At 70.8% G+C, this 18378-nt stretch carries 15 protein-coding genes; 4 read left to right on the top strand and 11 right to left on the bottom strand.

What is annotated here, in order from left to right:
* Window positions 1-115 precede the first annotated feature (115 nt).
* From ABZT17_RS06190 to atzF, 4 genes are read left to right on the top strand one after another with little or no spacing between them, the layout of a single operon-like run.
* Complete coding sequence (locus ABZT17_RS06190; protein WP_356344311.1) at window positions 116-940, top strand: urea amidolyase associated protein UAAP1; 825 nt, start codon at window positions 116-118, stop codon at window positions 938-940.
* On the top strand, window positions 937-1560 hold the full coding sequence (locus ABZT17_RS06195; protein WP_356344313.1) for an urea amidolyase associated protein UAAP2: 624 nt from the start codon (window positions 937-939) through the stop codon (window positions 1558-1560). Before ABZT17_RS06190 ends, ABZT17_RS06195 begins: the two co-directional genes overlap by 4 nt.
* Window positions 1557-5069, top strand: coding sequence for a 5-oxoprolinase/urea amidolyase family protein (locus tag ABZT17_RS06200; RefSeq protein WP_356344315.1), 3513 nt, complete (start codon window positions 1557-1559; stop codon window positions 5067-5069). Before ABZT17_RS06195 ends, ABZT17_RS06200 begins: the two co-directional genes overlap by 4 nt.
* Window positions 5070-5083: 14 nt before the next feature.
* Window positions 5084-6736 carry an allophanate hydrolase gene (atzF, locus tag ABZT17_RS06205; RefSeq protein ID WP_356344318.1) on the top strand — a complete coding sequence of 551 codons (1653 nt, stop codon included), beginning with the start codon at window positions 5084-5086 and terminating at the stop codon, window positions 6734-6736.
* Between the two features lie 167 nt (window positions 6737-6903).
* Here the strand turns inward: atzF and ABZT17_RS06210 are convergent, their stop codons facing one another.
* From ABZT17_RS06210 to ABZT17_RS06260, 11 genes are all read right to left on the bottom strand, one after another.
* On the bottom strand, window positions 6904-9762 hold the full coding sequence (locus ABZT17_RS06210; protein WP_356344320.1) for a DEAD/DEAH box helicase: 2859 nt from the start codon (window positions 9760-9762) through the stop codon (window positions 6904-6906).
* Window positions 9763-9863: 101 nt separating this feature from the next.
* Window positions 9864-10823, bottom strand: a complete 960-nt coding sequence (gene tatC, locus ABZT17_RS06215) for a twin-arginine translocase subunit TatC (protein WP_356344322.1) — start codon at window positions 10821-10823, stop codon at window positions 9864-9866.
* Between the two features lie 47 nt (window positions 10824-10870).
* A complete protein-coding gene (tatA, locus tag ABZT17_RS06220) occupies window positions 10871-11158 on the bottom strand; it encodes a Sec-independent protein translocase subunit TatA (RefSeq protein ID WP_356344324.1) in 288 nt (95 codons plus the stop codon).
* Window positions 11159-11420: 262 nt separating this feature from the next.
* A complete protein-coding gene (locus tag ABZT17_RS06225) occupies window positions 11421-11615 on the bottom strand; it encodes a hypothetical protein (protein ID WP_356344327.1) in 195 nt (64 codons plus the stop codon).
* 102 nt (window positions 11616-11717) lie between these two features.
* Window positions 11718-12011: a hypothetical protein gene (locus tag ABZT17_RS06230; protein WP_356344330.1), complete on the bottom strand. Its 294-nt coding sequence runs from the start codon at window positions 12009-12011 to the stop codon at window positions 11718-11720.
* Window positions 12008-13030: a WYL domain-containing protein gene (locus ABZT17_RS06235; RefSeq protein ID WP_356344332.1), complete on the bottom strand. Its 1023-nt coding sequence runs from the start codon at window positions 13028-13030 to the stop codon at window positions 12008-12010. Before ABZT17_RS06235 ends, ABZT17_RS06230 begins: the two co-directional genes overlap by 4 nt.
* Window positions 13031-13049: 19 nt before the next feature.
* Complete coding sequence (locus tag ABZT17_RS06240; RefSeq protein ID WP_356344334.1) at window positions 13050-14003, bottom strand: WYL domain-containing protein; 954 nt, start codon at window positions 14001-14003, stop codon at window positions 13050-13052.
* A gap of 130 nt (window positions 14004-14133) precedes the next feature.
* Window positions 14134-14505, bottom strand: coding sequence for an FKBP-type peptidyl-prolyl cis-trans isomerase (locus ABZT17_RS06245; RefSeq protein WP_356344337.1), 372 nt, complete (start codon window positions 14503-14505; stop codon window positions 14134-14136).
* A 60-nt stretch (window positions 14506-14565) separates the two neighbouring features.
* Window positions 14566-15570, bottom strand: a complete 1005-nt coding sequence (locus ABZT17_RS06250; protein WP_356344339.1) for an FKBP-type peptidyl-prolyl cis-trans isomerase — start codon at window positions 15568-15570, stop codon at window positions 14566-14568.
* A gap of 136 nt (window positions 15571-15706) precedes the next feature.
* A complete protein-coding gene (gene pafA / locus ABZT17_RS06255) occupies window positions 15707-17068 on the bottom strand; it encodes a Pup--protein ligase (protein ID WP_093909061.1) in 1362 nt (453 codons plus the stop codon).
* 9 nt (window positions 17069-17077) lie between these two features.
* The gene (locus ABZT17_RS06260) at window positions 17078-18337 is read right to left on the bottom strand and encodes an MFS transporter (RefSeq protein WP_356344342.1); all 1260 of its coding nucleotides are present in this window, start codon (window positions 18335-18337) and stop codon (window positions 17078-17080) included.
* Window positions 18338-18378: the final 41 nt, after the last annotated feature.

Here is an 18378-nt window from a genome sequence, read left to right on the forward strand (position 1 = left end):
GCCGCCGACCCGCCCGGCTCCTAATTTCTGTCGAGCGACAGAAATACGGCGCTGGGAGCGAACAGCCAACCCGGCACCTGAATCGACGAATCGACCCCGCAGCCGGAGGTCCGCGATGGCGACAGCGACCACATACGGAGCCCGAGACCACGCCCGCGCCCAGGAGGGCGCCCGTGCGGAGGCGATGCCGGTCGTCCCGGCCGCCGACTGGCCGGCCCCACCCTGCGAGGCGGGCCATCTGGTCTGGGCGGAGACGGTCGCGGGCGGCAACTACACCCACCGCGTTCTGGCCCGCGGCACCGAGCTGCGCCTGACCGACCTGCGCGGCGACGCCTGCGCCCATCTGGTCCTCTTCGTGGCAGACCGGCCCTGGGAACGCCTGAACGTGGCCGACACGGTCAAGGTCCAGTGGAACGCCTACCTGTCCGAGGGCCGGCTGCTCCTGTCCGACCAGGGCCGCGTTCTGGCGTCGGTGACCGCCGACACCTCCGGACGCCATGACACGCTGTGCGGGACCTCCACCCTCGTCCGCAACACCGAGCGCTACGGCGACGGCACCCCCCAGTCCCCGTCCCCCGCGGGCCGCGAGCTGTTCAAGCTGGCCGCGGCGAAGAACGGCCTGGAGCCCCGCGACCTGCCCCCGTCCCTCTCCTTCTTCCAGGGCGTCGAGGTCCGCGACGACGGCTCCCTGGACTTCACCGGTTCGGCCGGCCCCGGCGCGAGCGTCACGCTCCGCGCCGAGCAGGACCTGACGGTGCTGATCGCCAACGTCCCGCACCCGGCCGACCCGCGCCCCGACTACACCAGCACCCCCCTGGAGGTCCTGGCCTGGCGCGCGGCACCGACACCACCCGGCGACCCGCTCTGGGAGGCCACTCCCGAGGGCCGCCGCGCGTTCCTCAACACCGCCGAATTCCTTGCCGCGAGGGGGCTCGCATGAGCACGAACACACCGCTGCCCGGGCGTACCACCGTCGTCGCGGCCCGCGCCGCCTGGTCGTCCGTGATCCGCGAGGGCGAGACCCTCACCATCGCCGACCTGCACGGCAACCAGGCGGTCGACTTCCTCGTCTACGACGCCCACGACACATCGGTCCGCTACAGCGCGCCCGACACCATCCACGCGCAGGGCAACATCTTCCTGACCACGGGCAGTGTGCTGCTCTCCAACGAGCACACCCCCCTCATGACCGTCGTCGACGACCAGGTCGGCCGCCACGACACGGTCGGCGGCGCCTGCTCCAAGGAGTCCAACACCCTCCGCTACGGTCACCACACCTGGTCCCAGCACGCCTGCGTGGACAACTTCCTCGCCGAGGGCTCCCGCCACGGCCTGGGCAAGCGCGACCTGGTCTCCAACATCAACTGGTACATGAACGTACCGGTCGAGAAGGACGGCACCCTCGGCATCGTCGACGGCATCTCGGCCCCGGGACTCGAAGTGACCCTGCGCGCCGAACGCGACGTACTGGTCCTGGTCTCCAACTGCCCCCAGATCAACAACCCCTGCAACGGCTTCGACCCGACCGCGGTGAAGATGACGATCGGGGCGGCCGGATGAGCTTCGACACCCTCCTGGTCGCCAACCGGGGTGAGATAGCGGTACGGATCATCCGCACCGCCCGCGAACTGGGCCTGCGCACCGTCGCCGTCCACTCGGACCCCGACCGCTCCGCCCCCCACGTCCGGCTCGCCGACGAAGCGGTCCGGCTCGGCCCGGCGCCCGCGAAGGAGTCGTACCTCGACGCCGACCTGGTCCTGAAGGCGGCCAAGGACACCGGCGCGGGGGCGATCCACCCCGGCTACGGCTTCCTCTCCGAGGACGCGCTGTTCGCGCGCCGCTGCGAGGAGGCCGGCATCGTCTTCGTGGGCCCGACGCCGGACCAGCTCGAACTCTTCGGCGCCAAGCACACGGCCCGCGCGGCGGCCGAGGCGGCAGGAGTGCCGCTGGCCCCGGGGACCGGACTGCTGGGATCGCTGGACGAGGCGCTCGCGCGGGCCGAGCTGATCGGCTATCCCGTCATGCTCAAGGCGACCGGCGGAGGCGGTGGCATCGGTATGTCGGCATGTCGATCGGCCGACGAACTGACCGACGCCTGGGACCGCGTCCAACGCGTCGCCGCCGCCTCCTTCTCCTCCGCCGGAGTCTTCCTGGAACGCCTGGTGGAGCACGCCCGCCATGTCGAGGTACAGGTCTTCGGCGACGGCGAGGGCAGGGTCGTCACCTTCGGCGACCGCGACTGCTCCCTGCAGCGCCGCAACCAGAAGGTCCTGGAGGAGGCCCCGGCACCCGGCCTGCCCGACCGCATCAGGAACCAACTCGCCACATCCGCCCGCGACTTGTGCGCCTCGGTCGGCTACCGCTCGGCCGGAACCGTCGAGTTCGTCTACGACGCCGCCCGCGAGGAGGCCTACTTCCTGGAGGTCAACACCCGCCTCCAGGTGGAACATCCGGTCACCGAGGAGATCTACGGCGTCGATCTGGTCGCCTGGATGCTGCGTCTGGCCCGGGGTGAGCGCGACGTGGTGACCGACCCCGGCGCCCCGCGCGGCCACGCCGTGGAGGCCCGCCTCTACGCGGAGGACCCCTCACGCGAACACCGGCCCAGCGTGGGCCTGTTGACCAGGGTCGAGTTCCCGCCCGGCGTCCGCGTGGACGGCTGGGTAGAGACGGGCACCGAGGTCACCACCTCCTACGACCCCATGCTCGCCAAGGTCATCGCCTACGGCCCCGACCGCGCCCACGCCCTGCGCCGCCTGGACGAGGCGCTGTCCCGCACCCGGGTGGACGGCATCGAGACCAACCTGGGCCTGGTCCGCGCGGCCCTCGACGACGAGGCGTTCCGGGCCGCCGCCCACTCCACCGCGACGCTCGCCGCGGTGACCGACCCCACCCCGCGTGTCGAGGTCGTGTCCGGCGGCACCCTGACCACCGTGCAGGACTGGCCGGGCCGCACCGGCTACTGGCAGGTCGGCGTACCCCCCTGCGGCCCGATGGACGACCGCTCCTTCCGTCTCGGCAACCGCGCGCTGGGCAACCGTGAGGGCGCCCCGGGTCTCGAATGCACGCTCCAGGGACCGACGTTGAGGTTCACGCATCCGACGACGGTCTGTGTGACGGGCGCACCGGCACCGGTGAGCGTCGACGGCACACCGGTCCCCCAGTGGGAGCCGGTGACCGTGCCCGCGGGCGCCGTACTGGAGATCGGCGCGCCCACCGAACACGGCCTGCGGACCTATGTGCTGTTCGCCGGCGGACTGGACGTCCCGCCCTTCCTGGGCAGCGCGAGCACCTTCACGCTCGGCCGTTTCGGCGGCCACGGCGGCCGGGCCCTGCGCACCGGCGACGTCCTGCACGGCGGTACGGTCGCCGCCGGCTCCCCGGTGCCCGCCGAGGACCGCCCGCCGTTCGGTGCCGTCTGGCACCTCGGCGCCGCCGAAGGCCCGCACGCGGCACCGGAGTTCTTCACCGAACAGGACGTCCACGACTTCTACGCCGCCGACTGGAAGGTCCACTTCAACTCGGCGCGCACCGGTGTCCGCCTCGTCGGCCCCAAGCCCCGCTGGGCCCGCACCGACGGCGGCGAGGCGGGCCTGCACCCGTCCAACATCCACGACACCCCGTACTCCGTCGGCGCCGTCGACTACACCGGCGACATGCCGGTCCTGCTGGGCCCGGACGGCCCGTCGCTGGGCGGCTTCGTCTGTCCGGCGACGGTGCTCAGCACCGAGCGCTGGAAGCTGGGCCAGCTGCGCCCGGGCGACACCGTGAAGTTCGCCCCGGTCCGGACCGACGGCGCGCCCCGTCCCGCGATCGTCGACGGCGGCATCCTGGCCCGCGACGGCGATGTGACGTACCGCCGCAGCGGCGACGACAACCTGCTGGTCGAGTTCGGTCCCATGCAGCTGGACCTGGCCCTGCGCATGCGGGTGCACGCCCTGATGGAAGCGGTCGCGGCGGACGCCCCCGACGGCGTCAAAGACCTCACCCCCGGCATCCGCTCCCTGCAGATCCAGACGGACCCCGCCCGCCTCCCCCTGGACGAACTCCTCGCCACGGTGAGGGAGATGGCGGCCGCGCTGCCTCCCACCCACGAGCTGGTCGTGCCCTCCCGCACGGTCCATCTCCCGCTCTCCTGGGACGACCCGGCGACCCGGGAGGCGACGGCCCGCTACATGGCGGGCGTCCGCGACGACGCCCCCTGGTGCCCCTGGAACATCGAGTTCATCCGCAGGGTCAACGGCCTCGCCACCGTCGACGACGTGCATCGCACGGTCTTCGACGCCGAATACCTCGTACTGGGCCTGGGAGACGTCTACCTGGGCGCCCCCGTGGCCACCCCGCTCGACCCCCGCCATCGTCTCGTCACCACCAAGTACAACCCGGCCCGCACCTGGACGGCCGAGAACTCGGTGGGCATCGGCGGCGCCTATCTGTGCGTCTACGGCATGGAGGGCCCGGGCGGCTACCAGTTCGTGGGCCGCACCACCCAGGTCTGGTCCCCCTGGCAGCAGCGCGGCGCCTTCCAGCCGGGCTCCCCCTGGCTGCTCCGCTTCTTCGACCGCATCAAGTGGTATCCCGTGGACGCGGACGAACTCCTCTCCCTCCGGGCCGACATCACCTCCGGCCGCTTCGTCCCGCGCATCGAGGAGGGCACGTTCTCGCTGGCCGGCTACCAGACCTTCCTCACCGAACAGGCTGACTCCATAGCCGAGTTCAGGTCCCGCCAGCAGGCCGCCTTCTCGGCGGAGCGGGACGCCTGGGAAGCGGCGGGCGAGTTCGCCCGGGCGGAAGCGGCCTCGGCACCGCCGGCGCCCCCCGCCGATGTGAGCGTCCCGGCGGGCGGCCGCCTGGTGGAGGCCGAATTCGCCGCCTCCGTATGGCAGTTGAACGTGGAACCCGGCGACTCGGTCTCGGCGGGCCAGCCCCTGCTCGCCCTGGAGGCGATGAAGATGGAGTCCAGGGTGCACGCGCCGATGGACGGCGTGGTGACGGAGATCCTGGCCAGACCGGGCGACCAGGTGGAGGCGGGAACGGCACTGCTGGTCCTCGCCCCGGCGACGAACTGAAAGAGGAACACCCCATGTCCGCTCTCACCCGTGTCCACGCCGCCTACGCCCGTATCGAGGCGGTGGACCGCCCCGAGATCTGGATCGACCTGCGCCCTCGGCCCGAGGTCGAGGCAGAGGCACGAGCGATCGACGAGCGGGTCGCCGCCGGCGAGCGACTGCCCCTCGCCGGACGCCTGTTCGCCGCGAAGGGCAACATAGACGTGGCCGGCCTGCCCACCACGGCGGGCTGCCCGTCGTACGCCTACGAGCCCGAGGCGGACGCACCGGTGGTGGCCCGCCTCCGGGCCGCGGGCGCGACAGTCCTGGGCACCACCAACCTCGACCAGTTCGCCACGGGCCTGGTCGGCACCCGCTCCCCGTACGGGGCGGTCCGGGGCGCCCACGACCCGACCCGGATCAGCGGCGGCTCCAGCTCCGGCTCGGCGGTCGCCGTGGCCCTCGGCCTCGTCGACTTCGCCCTGGGCACGGACACGGCGGGCTCGGGCCGGGTCCCGGCCGCCTTCAACGGCATCGTGGGCCTCAAACCCACCCGGGGCCTGGTCCCCACGACCGGCGTGGTCCCGGCCTGCGCCTCCCTGGACTGTGTCACCGTCTTCGCCCGCACCCTCCCCGAGGCCGAACAGGCCCTCGCCCATATGACGGCCCCACCGGCCCGCGCCCTCCCGCCCCTGCCTCAACGCGCCCCGGGCCCCTGGCGGATAGCCGTCCCCCGCCCAGGTCAGCTGGGTGAGCTCGACGAAGGCTGGGCGGAGGCGTACGAGGCCGCGGTGGACCGGCTGCGCCGGGCGGGCGCCGACATCCACACCCTGGACCTGACCCCCTTCACCGAGGCCGCGGCGATGCTCTACGAGGGAGCCTTCGTCGCCGAGCGCTACACGGCGGTCGGTGCCTTTGTCGACAAGGCGATCACCGACGGCGCCGAGGGCCTGGACCCCACCGTCGCGGGCATCATCACCCGGGCCCGTGACATCCCCGCCCACCAGCTCTACGCCGACACCGACCGCCTGGCGGCCCTGCGCGCCCACGCCCTGGCCGAACTGTCGGACGCGGACGCCCTGCTGCTCCCCACGGCCCCCGGCCACCCCACCCTCGCCGATGTGGCGGCCGACCCCCTGGGCGCCAACGCCCGCCTGGGCCGCTTCACCAACTCCACCAACCTCTTCGACCTGGCGGCGGTGGCCGTACCGGGGGGCGAGGTGAACGCGCTCCCCTTCGGCGTGATGCTGATCGGCCCCGCCTTCACGGACGAGCGTCTCGCGAGGATCGCGGCCCTGCTCCAGCCGGAGACCCGGCTGGCGGTGGTGGGCGCGCATCTGACCGGCCAGCCGCTGAATCCACAGCTGCTGGCCCTGGGCGCCCGACTCGACCGAACGACCACGACGGCCCCGCTCTACCGCCTGCACGCGTTGCGCACGGACCCGCCGAAGCCCGGCCTCGTCCACGTGGGAGAAGGCGGCGCAGAGATAGAGGCAGAGGTGTGGCGTCTGCCGGCCGAAGGGCTGGGCCGCTTCCTCACGGCGCTCCCCCGCCCCATGGCCCTGGGCAGCGTCGAACTGGCGGACGGCACCAGCGTCCCTGGCTTCCTGTGCGAACCGAGCGCACTGACGAACGCCGAGGACATCACGTCGTACGGCAGTTGGCGCACCTACGTGAACGAACGCTAGCGGCAAGCCCTTTCGACGGGCGCAAGCCCTCTCGGCGGGCGCAAGCCCTCTCGGCGGGCGCAAGCCCTCTCGGCGGGCGCAAGCCCTCTCGGCGGGCGCAAGGCCTGGTCGGCGGGCGCGGGGGACCGCGCGGAACCGCAGCTCACCCGCGCCCGCCCGGCAGACCCTCACCCCACCGACGAGTAGGCGACAACCCCCCGCAGCAACAGATCGACAGCCTTGCGCGCGGCCTTGGCCACGGTCGGGCCCTCGGCGGAGACCGGCGCCGCCGCCGAGATCTGCCCCAGCACATCGATCACCTGCTTGCACCACCGCACGAAGTCCCCCGCGGGCATCTCCGCCTCCCGGAGCACCTCGTCGAGCCCCTTCCCGGAGGCCCACATGTAGGCGGCCCAGGCGAAGCCCAGATCCGGCTCCCGCTGTCCCACACCTTCGCTCTGGGTGATCCGGAAGTCCTCCTCCAGGGCATCCAGCCGACCCCAGATCCGCACCATCTCCCCGAGCGCGGCCTTGGCCTTCCCGGACGGCAGCTTCGGCGCCATCGCGTCGTCGCCCACCCGCGCCTCGTACACCAACGCCGAGACACAGGCGGCGAGTTCGGCCGGTGCGAGCCCTTCCCACACCCCGGCCCGCAGACACTCACTCGCCAGCAGGTCCAGCTCTCCGTACAGCCGGGCCAGACGCTTGCCGTGCTCGGTGACCTCGTCGCCGCGCAGATAGTCCAGCTCGGTCAGCAGCGCCACGATCCGGTCGAAGGTCCGCGCGATCGTGTTGGTGCGCCCCTCGATCCGCCGCTCCAGCTGCGAGGTGTCCCGCAGCAGCCGGTGATACCGCTCGGCCCACCGGGCGTGGTCCTCACGGTCGCTGCACCCATGGCAGGGGTGCGCCCGCAGCGCGGTCCGCAGCCGGGCGATCTCGCGGTCGTCGGCCGCCTGCGACCGCTGCTTCCGCGCCCGCTCCGGCGGGATGTGCCCGGCCTTGGTCCGCAGCGCCGAGGCCAGGTCCCGGCGCGACTGCGGGGAGCGCGGGTTGAAGGACTTGGGGATCCGCATCCGCTCCAGGGCCTCGACCGGCACCGGGAAGTCCATCGAGGCCAGCCGCTTGACCTGCCGTTCGGCCGTCAGCACCAGCGGGCGGGGCCCGTCGTGATGCTCGAAGCCACGATGTCCGTTGGACCGCCCGGCGGGCAGTCCGGGGTCCAGCACCAGTGCGAGACCGGCGTACTTGCCCGTGGGCACATGGATGACGTCGCCCGGCTTCAGCTTCTCCAGCGCCACCGCGGCCTCGGCCCGCCGCTGCGCCGCCCCCTGCCGGGCCAGCTCGGTCTCCCGGTCCTTCAGATCCCGCCGCAGCTGCGCGTACTCGTCGAAGTCGCCCAAGTGGCAGGTCATGGAGGCCTTGTAGCCTTCGAGCCCCTCCTCGTTGCGCTGTACCTGCCGGGAGATGCCGACCACCGACTTATCGGCCTGGAACTGCGCGAACGACGTCTCCAGCAGCTCCCGCGACCGATGCCGCCCGAACTGCTCCACCAGGTTGACCGCCATGTTGTACGACGGCTTGAAGCTGGAGCGCAGCGGATAGGTGCGGGTGCCCGCGAGCCCCGCCAGATGATCGGGACTCATCCCGCGCTGCCAGAGCACGACGGCGTGGCCCTCGACGTCGATCCCGCGCCGCCCCGCACGTCCGGTCAACTGCGTGTACTCGCCCGGGGTGATGTCCGCGTGCTGCTCGCCGTTCCACTTGACGAGCTTCTCCAACACCACCGAACGGGCGGGCATGTTGATCCCCAGCGCCAGCGTCTCGGTCGCGAACACGGCCTTCACCAGGCCCCGTACGAACAGCTCCTCCACGACCTCCTTGAAGGTCGGCAGCATGCCCGCGTGGTGGGCCGCGATGCCCCGCTCGAGCCCTTCGAGCCACTCGTAGTAGCCGAGGACATGCAGGTCCTCGGTCGGGATCGAGGCGGTGCGCTCCTCGACCAGGGCACGGACCTGTTCCCGCGACTCGTCGTCGTTCAGTCTCAGCCCCGCGTACAGGCACTGCTGGACGGCGGCCTCGCAGGCGGCCCGGCTGAAGATGAAGGTGATGGCCGGCAGCAGGCCCTCGGCGTCGAGCCGCTCGATGACCTCGGGCCGCCCGGGCGTCCACACCCGGGACCGCTGCCTGCGCTCGCGCTCCCGGTCGGCCTCCCGCATGGCCCGGCCCCGCCGCCGGTCCTGGTAGGAGGGCCGGCTGGCCTCCATCCGCGCCAGACGCGTCAGATCCGGGTTGACGGCCTTCTTGCTGCCCTCGCCCTCCTCGAAGAGGTCGTACATCCGCCGCCCGGCGAGCACATGCTGGAACAGCGGCACGGGCCGGTGCTCGGAGACGATCACCTGGGTGTCACCGCGGACGGTGTCGAGCCAGTCGCCGAACTCCTCGGCGTTCGACACGGTCGCGGAGAGCGAGACCAGCGTGACCGACTCGGGAAGGTGGATGATCACCTCTTCCCATACGGCACCCCGGAACCGGTCGGAGAGGTAGTGCACCTCGTCCATGACCACGTACCCGAGTCCGAGGAGGGTCTGCGAGCCGGCGTACAGCATGTTCCGCAGCACCTCGGTGGTCATCACGACCACCGGCGCCTCGGAGTTGACACTGTTGTCGCCGGTGAGCAGGCCCACCTTGTCCGCGCCGTAACGGCGGCACAGATCGGCGTACTTCTGGTTCGACAGCGCCTTGATGGGCGTCGTGTAGAAGCACTTCTTGCCCTGCTGCAGGGCGAGGTGGACGGCGAACTCGCCCACGATCGTCTTGCCGGAGCCGGTGGGTGCCGCGACCAGCACTCCCTTGCCCGCTTCGAGTGCCTGGCAGGCCTCGATCTGGAAGGGGTCGAGGCCGAAGTCGTACATCTCGCGGAAGGAGGCGAGCGCGGTGGCCTGCTCGGCGGCGCGCTGACGGGCAGCCGCATACCGCTCGGCCGGAGAGAGGTCCTCTGTCATCGTGCTTTCGAGCGTACCGGGCCCCACTGACAACAGGACGATCATTATCCGGAAGACGGGCTCTCAAACACCGAGAGGTGCCCACGTCACGGGGGACATGGGCACCTCTCGCCGTCTGTCGCGGCGGGGTCCGGCGCGCTGGGGTCTCAGGTCACGTCGTCATAGCCGTTGACCCGGTCCGTGCTCGCCTGCTCGGGCAGCGCCCGGCTCGCGGAGACGGTCTCGACCTCGCCGATGTCCTCGGGGGTCAGGTCCAGGTCGGAGGCCTCGTCGTCGGCGGGGCCCTCCTCCTCGCGGCGGCGCCTGCGCTTGTCGTTGGTCAGCGAGAACGCGACCGCGCCGAAGTACAGGACCCAGATCGGTCCGGCGAGGGCCAGCATCGAGATGGGGTCGGTGCTGGGCGTGGCGACCGCCGCGAACACCGTGATGCCCATGATCATGCCGCGCCACCAGCCGAGCATCCGCTTGCCGGTGAGCACCCTGGTGAGGTTCAGCATGACCAGCAGCAGGGGCAGCTCGAAGGAGAGACCGAAGACGATCACCATGCGGGTGACCAGCTGCAGCAGGTCGTCCAGCGGCAGCAGGTTGTCCACGCCGTGCGGGGTGAAGTCGATCAGCACCTTGGCGGTGGTCGGCAGCACCTTGTACGCGAAGAAACCACCGCCCAGGAACAGCGGGACGCCGGTGAAGACGAAGCCGTAGGCGTACTTCTTCTCGTTGCGGTGCAGACCGGGGGCGACGAAGGCCCACAGCTGGTACAGCCAGATCGGTGAGGCGAACACGACACCGGCCATCAGGGAGACCTGAAGGGCCAGCGTGAAGGGCGCGAGCAGACCGTTGATGGTGATCCGGGCGCACTGCTGGCCGGTGTCGCTGGACTTGGCGGCGCTCGCCAGCTCCTCGAAGGACTTCCCGCAGCCGACCGAGTCGAGGATCGGCTTGGTGAGGAAGTTGATGATGTCGTTGTAGAAGAAGGCGGCGACGATCGTCACGATGACGATGGCCAGCATCGCTTTCGCGAGCCGGTTGCGGAGCTCACGAAGGTGATCCGCAAGGGGCATCCGCCCCTCGGGATCCTTCTCCTGCTTGCGGGCAGACTTGGGCAACCCACGTCCTCATCTCATGCGGCAGGCCGGACGGGTCCGGCCCTGCGTCAGGCCTTGGTGGTGTCCGTCGGCTCGGTGACCGGGCGCGAGCTGGTCACGTCGCCGGGAGAGGCCTGGATGGTGCGCTGGGCGGGGGTCTGCTCACCGGTGTTCGGCGGGCCGGCCGGGGTGGCCGTGCTGCTGCCCTCTTCCTTCATCGCCTTGGCCTCGCTCTTGAGGATGCGAGCGGACTTGCCGAGCGAGCGCGCCATGTCGGGAAGCTTCTTCGCGCCGAACAGCAGGATGACGACGACGAGGATGAGAATGATCTCGGGGGCGCCGAGCCTTCCGAACATAAGTCTTTACCTTCTCACCGAGGCGGCTGGGGGTGGGATGCTGTCCGACCGGTCGGACACCTGTCCGATCGATCGTGTTGTCAGCGATCGTAACGCTCAGGGGTAAACGTGAGGCAATCCCCGTGCGTACTCCCGGTCCGCGGTCCGGGCCTCGTTCTCCGGGCCGCGACCAGCAGCGTACCTGCCCCCGTGGTCCGGGTGACAGGCCGAAGTGACCCAAAACGCCTGCGTCCCAGGACTCACACGTCTCGCACAGCGGCGGTCACAGTGAGTCGACGGAGCGGGCGGTACTCACGGCCGCGCGCTCCAGGTCCTCGGCGGCCCTGTTGATACGGCGCGCCGAGTCGCTGACCTGCCTGCCGAGGCGCTGCGCCTCCAGGAACACCCGCACGGCGAGCACCCCGAGAACGGCGAGGCCCAGAAAACCCACAGCTACCGCGAACATCGGCCAGAACATGACGCCGAGCCTAGACCCTCCGCGTGGCCGCTAGGGCGTGTTGCGAGAGTCCCGTCGTCCGCCCGGAGGGCAGGCCGGGCGGCGGGACTTTCGCAACACGCCCTAGGTCGCCGAGTGCAGCCGCAGGGTGCGCACCCCGCCGCCGGTGAGCAGCTCGACGATCCGCTCCCCGGCCGGCTTGCGGACGAGGACCCCGCAGTCGGGGCAGGTGAAGGAGTAGAAGGTGCTCTTGCTGGTGGCGCCGATGGCCAGCCGCAGGGCGGCGGCGGTGAGCTCGAAGCTGCTGCGGCAGTCCGGGCAGCCGGCCTTGAACACCACCGGGGCCACGCTTCTCATCCCGGCGAAGGCGGCCGCCACGGAGATCCCCTGCACACCAGACACCGACGACTCGCTCAAAGCTCCTGCTCCTGCCTGTCGTGAACCGCGTGCACCTCGACCCCGTCATAGGCCGCGAGCGCCTCGCGGGCCGCCTGGCGGGCGCTGTCGGCGAGATCGGACGGCGAGACGATACGGCCGTCGCGTCCGAGCCGCAGCGCCAGACGGCGCAGTGAGGCCGGGTCGGGGGTGCGCAGGGTAATACGCAGTCCGCCGTCCGGTAGCTCATCCGCGCTGTCGTGCGGGTAGTACTCGGCGACCCAGCGGCCACCGGGACCGACCTCGACGACGACCTCCGGATCCTCGGCGGCGGGCTGCACCAGCGCCTGGGACAGGTCCCTGAGCTCGATCTCGGGCGGCGCGGAGGGCTCGTCCAGGATCTTGATCTCGGCGACCCGGTCGAGCCGGAAGGTGCGGCGCGCCTCGGAGCGGCGGCACCAGGCCTCGACATAGGTGTGTCCGACGCTGACCAGGCGGATGGGGTCGATCTCGCGCTCGGTGACCTCGTCACGGGCCGGCGAGTAGTAGCGGATCCACAGCCGGCGCCGCTCGGAGATGGCCCGGTCGACGTCGGCGAAGACGCCTCCCTCGGCCTCGAAGGTGACCGACAGCCGCGCGCTGGCCCCGGCCGCCTCGCCCGCCGCCGTCTCCACCTTGGCGGTGGCGCGCAGCAGCGCCTGCCGGTCGCCCTCGCGCAGCCCGGGCAGGGTGGCGACCGCGCGCGCGGCCACCAGCAGCGCGGTCGCCTCGTCGGCGGCCAGCCGCAGCGGTTCGGCGGTCTCCTCGCCGAGCGCGGCGGGGTTGTGCCACCAGATGCGCTCGCCGTCGGTGTCGATGTCCAGCAGATCACCGCCCCGGAAACTCGTGCCGCACATGGGCAGCACATCGAGGTCGGAGACCAGCTCGTCCTCGGTGATGCCGAAGGCGCGCGCGACGTCCTCGACCCGCGCCCCGGGGCGCTCCTTCAGATACGTCACCAGGCTGAGCATCCGCCGGGTCTGGTCGATGGCGTTGACGGGCCTGACCGGTTTGCCTGCCACTGTCCTGCTCCGCTCCCCCTCAGTCCTTGGCCACGGCACGCAGCCGGTCCACCACGTCCGCACGCAGCTCGGCCGGCTCCAGGACCACCACGTCCGGCCCGAACTCCACCAGCCAGGCGTCCAGCCCGTGCCCGTACGGAATCTCCAACTCGTCCCAGCCGTCCCCGAGTTCCCGCACCGCCGTGGCCTTCGCCCGAAGGGGGTACCCCGCCCCGGAACGCAGCCGGATCAGCGCGGAGCGGTCGGCGGTCTCCCCCGCCCAGCCCGCGACGGTCTCGCGCACGGTGACCACATCGGGGACCGGAGCGGTGAACTGCCCGCTGCGGCTGCGCACCTTGCCGGTGATCCGCGACAGCCGGAACACCCGCTCGGCGCCCCGGTCGCGGTCCCAGCCCGCCAGGTACCAGTGCCCGCGCCAGCACTCCAGCGCCCATGGCTCGACATGCCGGGGCTCGGGGTGCGCGGCGGTGGCCTTGCGGTAGTCGAAGACGACCGGGCGGCGGTCGCGGCAGGCGAGCATCAGCGGCTCGAACGCCACCTCGTGGACGGGGATACGGGGCTCCAGGGCGCCGTGGGCCTCGTACGGGTCGACGTCCTCGGGCAGCCCGGCGGCACGCAGCTTCTGAAGGGCGCCGCTGGCCGCGCCGGCCAGCCGGGCCTGCTGCCACACCTTGGCGGCGAGGCCCAGGGCGGCGGCTTCCTCGGCGTCGAGGGTGATGGGCGGAAGGCGGTTGCTGTCGCGGCGGGCGAGATAGCCCATCTCGCCGTCCAGGTTCTCGACCGTCTCGATGACCAGCCCGAGTTCGCGCAGATCGTCCTTGTCGCGCTCGAACATACGGCTGAAGCTGTCATCCGAGTTCGCTTCCAGATAGGCCTCGATGGACTCGCGGAGCTCACGCTTGCTCAGCGGCCTTCGCGTCCCGAGCAGACACAGCGCCAGGTTCATCAGCCGCTCGGCCTTGGCAATGGCCATCGACGCCCTTCGCCTCCCTATGTGCTTACGAACGATGACCGTACCGCCCCGCGGTGGCCCGGCAAAAGCCGAGGGCCCATGCCCGAGCAGGCATGGGCCCCGGATGATCGGGTCCGGTCGGATCAGGTGATCAGACGGCGATCAGGTCGACCACGAAGATCAGGGTCTCGCCCGGCTTGATCGCCGGGGTCGGGCTCTGGTTGCCGTAGGCGAGGTGCGCGGGGATGGTCAGCTGGCGGCGGCCGCCGACCTTCATGCCCTGCACGCCCTGGTCCCAGCCCTTGATGACCCGGCCGCCACCGAGCGGGAAGCGGAACGGGGTACCGCGGTTCCAGCTGGCGTCGAACTCCTCGCCGGTGCTGAAGGCCACGCCCACGTAGTGGACGGTGACGGTCTGGCCCGCCTGCGCAACAGCGCCGTCGCCCTCCCAGATGTCCTTGATCTCGAGGTCCTTCGGGGCTTCGCCCTCGGGGAAGTCGATCTCGGGCTTCTCGATGCTCACGTCTCTAGCTCCTGCTTGTCTGCGGAAAGGCAACACCGACAGTCTTACACCCCGAGGGCGCTACATCTTCGCCAGGATGTCGACCGAGAAGACCAGCACGGAGTCCTTCTTGATGCCGCTGCCGGCCGGCGGGTTGTCGCCGTAGCCCAGCTTCGGCGGGATCACGATCAGGACGCGGCTGCCGACCTTCTTGCCGGTCAGGCCGTCGGCCCAGCCCTTGACGACCTGCTGCAGCGAGAACGACGTCAGGGCCTTGCGGCTGTACGTCGAGTCGAACTCCTTGCCGCCGTCCCACAGCACGCCCTTGTACTGCACGAGCACGGTGTCCTTCGCGGCGACCACGTCGCCGTCGCCCTCGATGACGTACTCCGCCACCAGCTTGGTCGGCGCGGTGGCCTTGGGGACGTCGATGGACGGCGCCTTGCCGTCGGTGTTGGTGCCGACCTTGGGAAGGTTCGCGTCGCTCTGCGCGGCGTTCGTGCCCTTCGCGGAGCTCGTCGCGTTGAACGTGCCCTGGATGTCGGCCACGAACACCAGCGTGTCGGTGCCCTTGATACCCGCCTGCGCGTTGCCCTCCGTGCCGTAGCCCCAGGTGGGCGGGATGGAGAACTCCACGCGGCTGCCGACCTTCTTGCCCGCCAGCGCATAGCGCCAGCCGTCGATGATGCTGCCCTGGGCGAGCTGGATCAGCAGCGGCGTCTTGCGGTCGTAGGAGTTGTCGAAGACCTTCGCCGTGTCCCAGACCTGGCCGAGGTAGTGAGCCTGGATGTAGTCGTTCTCCGCCACCGTCCGGCCGCTGCCCGCGATCACCGTCTTCACCGCGAGGTTCTTCGACGGATCGCCGCTGCCCTTGGCGACGGTGGGCTTCTCGCCGAACCGGGTACCCGCGGTGATCGCCGGCAGCGGACCGTCGACGATCTTCGGCGGTGGCGCGGCGGAGGTGGCCTGGGCGGAGGGCGACGCGCTGTCGCTGGCCTTGGCCGAGTCGGACTTCTTGTCGTCGCCGCAAGCGGCGAGCGTCGCGAATCCTGCGGGTACGGCGATGAGTAGGGAGCGTCGGCGCACGGTTGGGGCCTCGTATCGGTCGATCTTGTGGACTGGCGTGCGCGCAACTCTACGGCGTGAGAAGGGCGCCGCACGGAAAACGTACGGCGCCCGCGTTGCGTTCTGGTGTTTCACCGGAACGCGTTGCTCACATTGCTCACATTCCCGCGATGAGCTTCTCCACCCGGTCGTCCACCGACCGGAACGGGTCCTTGCACAACACCGTGCGCTGCGCCTGGTCGTTGAGCTTGAGATGGACCCAGTCGACGGTGAAGTCCCGGCGCTGTTCCTGGGCCCTGCGAATGAAGTCGCCGCGCAGCCGGGCCCGAGTGGTCTGCGGGGGAACGGACTTGCCCTCGAAGATCTTCAAGTCGTTGCAGATACGGGCTGCTTGACCCCTCTTCTCGAGCAGGTAGTACAGGCCACGACGACGGTGGATGTCGTGGTAGGCGAGGTCTATCTGCGCGACCCGCGGGTGGGACATGGTCATGTTGTGCTTGGCCCGGTACCGCTCGATGAGCTTGTACTTCATGACCCAGTCGATCTCGGTGCCGATCCGGTCGAGGTCCTCGGCCTCGATCGAGTCCAGCGTGCGGCCCCACAGCTCCAGGACCTGCTCGACGGTGCCGGTGCGGATGCCCCGGCGCTCGCAGAAGTCCACCGCCTTCTCGTAGTACTCGCGCTGCACCTCCAGGGCGGAGGCCTCGCGGCCACTGGCCAGACGCACCTTGCGCCGGCCGGTGATGTCATGGCTGACCTCGCGGATCGCCCGGATCGGGTTCTCCAGGGTCAGGTCACGCATCACGGTGCCCGCCTCGATCATGCGCAGCACCAGGTCGGTCGCGCCGACCTTGAGCAGCATGGTCGTCTCGGACATGTTCGAGTCGCCCACGATGACATGCAGCCGGCGGTAGCGCTCGGCGTCCGCGTGCGGTTCGTCACGCGTGTTGATGATGGGCCGGGAGCGGGTCGTCGCCGAGGAGACGCCCTCCCAGATGTGCTCGGCCCGCTGGCTGACGCAGTACACCGCACCGCGCGGCGTCTGCAGCACCTTGCCCGCCCCGCACAGGAGCTGGCGGGTCACCAGGAACGGAATGAGGATGTCCGCGAGCCGGGAGAACTCCCCGTGGCGGGCGACGAGATAGTTCTCGTGACAGCCGTAGGAGTTGCCCGCCGAGTCGGTGTTGTTCTTGAAGAGGTAGACGTCGCCCGCGATTCCTTCCTCGTGCAGGCGTCGTTCGGCGTCTACCAGGAGTCCTTCCAGAATGCGTTCGCCGGCCTTGTCGTGGGTGACCAGTTCGGTCACGTTGTCACATTCGGGTGTCGCGTATTCCGGATGTGAGCCCACGTCGAGATACAGCCGGGCGCCGTTTCGCAGAAAGACATTGCTGCTGCGGCCCCATGACACGACACGGCGGAAGAGGTACCGCGCCACCTCGTCGGGAGACAGGCGGCGCTGTCCCCTGAACGTACATGTGACGCCGTACTCGTTCTCCAGCCCGAAAATGCGGCGGTCCATGAGTGAACATTACGCCCGATCCCCTGACCTGAAACGGGGTTCGGCAGCACGGTTTGGATCATTTTCCGATGAAGCCGCAACGACGCGCCGCGCGGCGGGAGCTGCGAGGACCCGCCCGGTGGCCAGCACAACCAGCAGCGACACGCCGCCCGCGACACCCGGCACGGCGAAGCCCCACACCGCGCCACCGGCCTCGACGACCGGCCCCGCGAGGCCCGTTCCCACCGAGGAACCCACCGTGAAGGTGGTCACGATCCAGGAGAACGCCTCGGTGACCGTCCCCCGCGGCGCGTGCCGGTCCACGAGCACGAACGCACAGGCGAGACAGGGCGCGAGGAAGAGACCGGCGACCGCCGTGAGCGCCGTCATGGCCACCGGACCGGGCGTCAGCGTGAGCGGCACGTAACACACCGCCAGAAGCGCGACCAGCACCCGCAGTCGCCGCTCCGGCGCACCGCTCCACCGCCGCGCCCCGTACGCCGTACCGCCGACGAGCGCGCCGAGGCCGATGGCCGCCATCAGCCAGCCGTACACCGCGTCCCCACCATGGTCGTCCGCGTACGCCACGGCCGCGACCGCGATGGAGCCCAGCGCCATCCCCACCGCCAGGAACGCGCCCAGCAGGACGAGCAGCCCCGGTGAACGCAGCGCGCCCAGCCAGTGCGCCTCCCGCGGCTCCGAACGCCACGCGCGCGAGGGCGGCGAGAGCACCACGGACAGCGCCCCCAGCACCCCGACCACGTTGACGAGCACCAGCGCCGCCTGCGCCGACCACAGCGACACGCACAGGGTCACCAGCAACGGGCCGACGGTGAACATGACTTCCTGCGCGACCGCGTCCATCGCGTACGCCGTCTGCACCTGCCCCTCGCTCTTCAGGACCGAGGACCACAGCGCCCGCAGGCCTCCCTCCAGCGGCGGTGTGAACAGCCCGGAGAGCGCCACGCACACGTACGCCAGAGGCAGCGGGCCCGTACCGGCGAAGGCGAAGGCGGACATGGCCAGCGCCGAGACGACCGCCGCCGGCAGCTGGACGCGCGGCTGCCCGTACAGGTCCACCAGCCGGCCCAGCAGCGGCTGCCCGACGGCGTTGGCAACCCCGTACACCGCGGCGAGAGCGCCGGCGAGGCTGTAGGTGCCGCCCTCCGAGCGGACGAACAGCACGACGGCGATCGCGGCCACGGCGCACGGCAGCCGGCCCACCAGCGTGCCGGCCAGCAGACGCGCGGCATGCCTGGTCCTGAGGATCTCCGCGTACCCCGCGGCCATGGCCCCGCCTCCCCTATGAAGTGTTACGTATAACTTCGCTT

The organism is Streptomyces sp. NPDC005648, from assembly GCF_040605395.1.
GTDB lineage: Bacteria > Actinomycetota > Actinomycetes > Streptomycetales > Streptomycetaceae > Streptomyces.